Consider the following 4324-nt stretch of genomic DNA (forward strand, 5'->3'; position numbering starts at 1 on the left):
CTCAACGGTCCGGGCATGCCGCGACTTTAATTAAGGCTGTTTTGCTTTTGCCAACTTTACTACCTACTTTAGATAACTACACACAACTGGGCATATATTCCAGAAGTCACAGCAATCTTCCACTCGGTAGGCTGCGCCTTCCGGAAGATATACCCGGACCGTTGTGAGCAAGCTAAAAACATAACGCTGAAAGAATAAATGGACAGAGCATATTACGCTGAGAAAGGATTGTTTGTTGGAATTACTGCTTTAATATGTGCTTTTTATTTTTTTGCACCTACTCTCTTTACCTTTAAAAGTTCATTAGTAACTAGAAGTGGAGAAGTTACAGATGTTAAAACTTTCTATAATCGTGTTGAAAGCTCAAGAGGTGGAAGCAGTATTAAGTCAGAGTTGAAATTTACTTTAAAATCTTCAGAGAGTGTCTATGTTTTGATAAAGAATATAGGGCAGAGTGGATATAATTCCAGGTTCGAAAAGTTAGCAACGGAATTAAAAAATTCTAAGGAAGCTACCGTTTGGATAAAAGAAAAACAAATGGACGAGTTTAAACCTACTGTTTTCCAAATAGCTGACAGAAATGGAGAAATATTGTATGATTTTAAAGAATCCAAGTCCAAATCAAAGTTCGGATTCCTAATTTCATTTGGAGTCGGAGTTTTTGGAATAGGTTTGTATTTGTTTCATAAGTACCGAAAAAAGCCAGCTCACAACAAAACCTAAACGTAATGCGGACTTTGGGGCAAAACCGAAAGGTCTGTGTATATTTATAAAGTCGCTAAATCTTATGGATTTAGCTTCGGACAAAAAAAGAAAAAGCAAAACAATAAGCTTTAGCTTCGTGCAAAGTCGGAAACGAAAAGTTTCCTTACTTCCGCACTACACTTAGCTAAACCGTTATCTGCAAGCTGAAAAAATAAAATAATAATCTGTATTTGGGATTTAAAAAATATGAAGGACAAAATAAATTGGATTTTTAAGAATTTACACCTTCTCGTTTCGGCGGCAATTGTAATTCCAACTGGAATAATTTACGGCTCACCATCAATTTTACCTGAACACTTGGACATTCAAGTGCAAACAATTGACCTTTCAAATATGTTGAAAGCTATAATGTGCTTGTATTTGGGAATTGCACTCGTATGGCTATTAGGAGTATGGAAACCCGAATATTGGAAAAAGGCTACCCAATTGAATATATTGTTTATGCTGACTCTGGCATTTGGACGAGCAATAAGTATGGTTGCGGATGGATTTCCTACGGGAGGTTATATTTTCGGAATAATAGCGGAATTAGTTATTGGGCTATTTTCTTTCTATCAACTCAAAAAATATAGTGCTGAATAAGGTTGTGACGCAAAAAAAGCCAGCAGATAACAAAACCTATAAACAATACGGGTTTCGGGCTTAATCGTAAGGTTTGCGTATTTTTATGAAGTCCGCAAAATCTTTGGGATTTTGCTTTTTGCGGGACAAAGAAAAAAAGAAAACCAAAAGATTTCGCTATGTGCATGGCGGAAAGCAAACGCCAGTTTGCTCCCGTACTGTTCATAGCTCAACCGTTGTACACCATTTTCAAGCAACAGTAAATTTTAAAGAAGCGCATGAGATTTAAAAATGTTTATTTCACTTTTTTTGCTTTTTTAGCTGTGGCATGCTCAACACCAAAATACTTCGGAATTGATTACCATGTTCATATCACCTCTCAAGAAATGGCTAAAGAAATGGAAAAACTATGCGGAACAGTTTTAATGTGCCCTGACGGTAAGATGCCCCATTCAAATGCTAACGAAATTGAAAAGTCCTTAGACAGTACCATATTTAATCGTGCGGTTGTTTTATCTGGCGCATACTTTGCAGGAATGCCCGAAATGGAACTGGATATTGAAACGCAAAGAAAATTAACAAGAAGTGAAAATGAATTCATAGCACACCAAGTCTCTAGTTCTGAAAAAATGTATGGATTCTTTAGCATCAATCCTTTGGCCGAGTATGCGGCTGAAGAATCTAGATATTGGGTTGATTCAGGAAAATTTCATGGTATCAAACTTCATTTTGGCAACTCGAATTTTGACTATCGAAACGCTAACCACATCAAAAAAATGCAGGATTTACTCAAGCTCATAGATTCATCATCAATGTATGTAATGTTGCATGGTAGAACGAGAAACCCTGAATTTGGAAAAGAAGATATGGATATACTAATTAATGAAATAATACCATACGCACCTGAAACTACCTGGATTTTAGCTCATGCCGGTGGTTGGGGCGGATATGATGACGCTACCGATGCAGCTTTAACTACAATTATTGATGCTTTGAATTCAAATAAACTCGATAAATCTAAAATATACATAGATTTATCAGCAATTGTAGTACCAGAATCAGATAAAAAAAATTATCCAATTTCAAGAGATACACTAGAAAATCAAACAAGGAATTTCATTAATAGGTTTCATACCTTAGATAATGAAAATTGGATATTTGGTAGTGATTGGGTGCCTAACGAAAATGACTTGGAGCCATATTATTATTTTAATGAATTAATGCGAGCTGGATTAAATGAACAAGAATTGAAAAGAATAATTTCTAATAAACTTGATTTTATTGAATAAATTAGAAAGGCAGCGAAGAAAAACGGTGTACAACAAAGCCTAAACGTAATGCGGACTTTAGGGCAAAACCGAAAGGTCTGTGTATAATTATAAGGTCGCTAAATCTTATGGATTTAGCTTTGGACAAGAAAAAATAAAACTAAACAATAAGCTTTAGCTTCGTGCGCAGGCGGAAACGAAAAGTTTCCTTACTACCGCACTACGCTTAGCTTGGACGTTACCCTTTATTATGAAAAACATAGTGCCATTATTAATTATAGCCTTGTTCATAGGTGAGTTTTGTTACGGACAAGATACCTACACATATTCCCAACCTAAAGAACTTGGTGACGGATTGAAAACAAATAATCTAAAATCGCAGAATATTGACTCAACATTAATTTATAAATTCTTCAACCAAATAAAACATAAGGAAAACAAAATTCATAGCGTTCTATTGATAAAAAATGACCAGCTTATTATTGAGGAATACTTTAAAGGTCATTCTGCAAACGAACCTCACGACCTTCGTTCTGCAACAAAAAGTATAAGGTCAATTTTAATGGGAATCGCAATTGACAAAGGATTTATCGAGAACATAGACGACCCAATTTCAAAATACCTCAAAAGTCCTAAAGCGAATAAAAATCTTGATGAAAGAAAGGATAAGATTACCATCAAACACCTTTTAACTATGTCGAGCGGACTTGATTGCAATGATTGGGATAAAAACTCAAAAGGACAAGAAGACAAAATATACAGAAAAAAAGATTGGCTTCAATATGCAATTGACTTACCTATGGTCAATGAACCTGGTACAAAATCAAATTATTGTTCTATTGGAACAGTTATAGTGGCGGAAATAATTAGTCAATCATCTGGATTGACTATAGACAAATTTGCAGAAAAACATTTATTCAGTCCATTGGGAATTACCAATGTGAATTGGGGACATACCTCTGATAAAAAGGTTATCCCGTCAGCAAAACGATTATATATGACATCTCGTGATATGGCTAAAATTGGACAAATGATACTCAACACTGGTAAGTGGAACGGTAAGCAAATTATATCTGAAAAATGGGTTATAGAATCTACTACAATGAAAACAAAAATTTCAGGAAACGATTACGCATATTTATGGTGGAACATTCCGTTTAAACTAAATGAAAAATTAACTGCTTCAAAAACTGCTAGTGGAAATGGTGGACAATATATCATTATAATTCCTGAGATTGATATGGTCGCTATATTTACAGGAGGTGCTTATAACTCGCAAGATGCTCAGTTAGCTTTTCCTATTATGAATGACATCTTTATACCAACCTTCATAAGCGAAAAATAACAAAGGGTAACAATGTATAAAAAACATAGGGCGTTTGTGTTAAATCGAAAGGTCTGTGAATATTAATAAAGTCCGCTAAATATAAAATTTGGCATTTAAGAGAAAAAGGTAAAAGCAAAATATTTATATTTAGCTAAGTGATAAACTGGAACGAAAGTGCTTTTTAACTGCCCTACGTTTCTTATACGAGACGTTGAGGGAAATGACCTAAAGGCCGTGTTACTCCGCTGCAAAAAAACACGTACTGCATGAATAGCTGTTTTTTCACGACTCCCGTAACACTCATTTCCCTCAACGGTCCGGGCATGCCGCGACTTTAATTAAGGCTATTTTGTTTTTGCCAACTTTACTACCTACTTTAGATAACTACACACAACTGGGCATA

At 35.0% G+C, this 4324-nt stretch carries 4 protein-coding genes; all 4 read left to right on the forward strand.

The genetic code is table 11. The features are described 5' to 3' along the window. Positions 1-198 precede the first annotated feature (198 nt). The 4 genes from HW347_RS20460 (at position 199) to HW347_RS20475 (ending at position 3939) form a co-directional block, all read left to right on the forward strand. The gene (locus tag HW347_RS20460) at positions 199-723 is read left to right on the forward strand and encodes a hypothetical protein (protein ID WP_214613578.1); all 525 of its coding nucleotides are present in this window, start codon (positions 199-201) and stop codon (positions 721-723) included. A 228-nt stretch (positions 724-951) separates the two neighbouring features. Further along, the gene (locus HW347_RS20465; RefSeq protein ID WP_214613579.1) at positions 952-1347 is read left to right on the forward strand and encodes a DUF4345 domain-containing protein; all 396 of its coding nucleotides are present in this window, start codon (positions 952-954) and stop codon (positions 1345-1347) included. A 257-nt stretch (positions 1348-1604) separates the two neighbouring features. Next, positions 1605-2615, forward strand: coding sequence for an amidohydrolase family protein (locus HW347_RS20470; protein ID WP_214613580.1), 1011 nt, complete (start codon positions 1605-1607; stop codon positions 2613-2615). Between the two features lie 229 nt (positions 2616-2844). After that, positions 2845-3939, forward strand: a complete 1095-nt coding sequence (locus tag HW347_RS20475) for a serine hydrolase domain-containing protein (protein WP_214613581.1) — start codon at positions 2845-2847, stop codon at positions 3937-3939. Positions 3940-4324: the final 385 nt, after the last annotated feature.

The sequence above is a fragment of the Zobellia barbeyronii genome, from assembly GCF_018603515.1.
Taxonomy (GTDB): Bacteria; Bacteroidota; Bacteroidia; order Flavobacteriales; family Flavobacteriaceae; genus Zobellia; species Zobellia barbeyronii.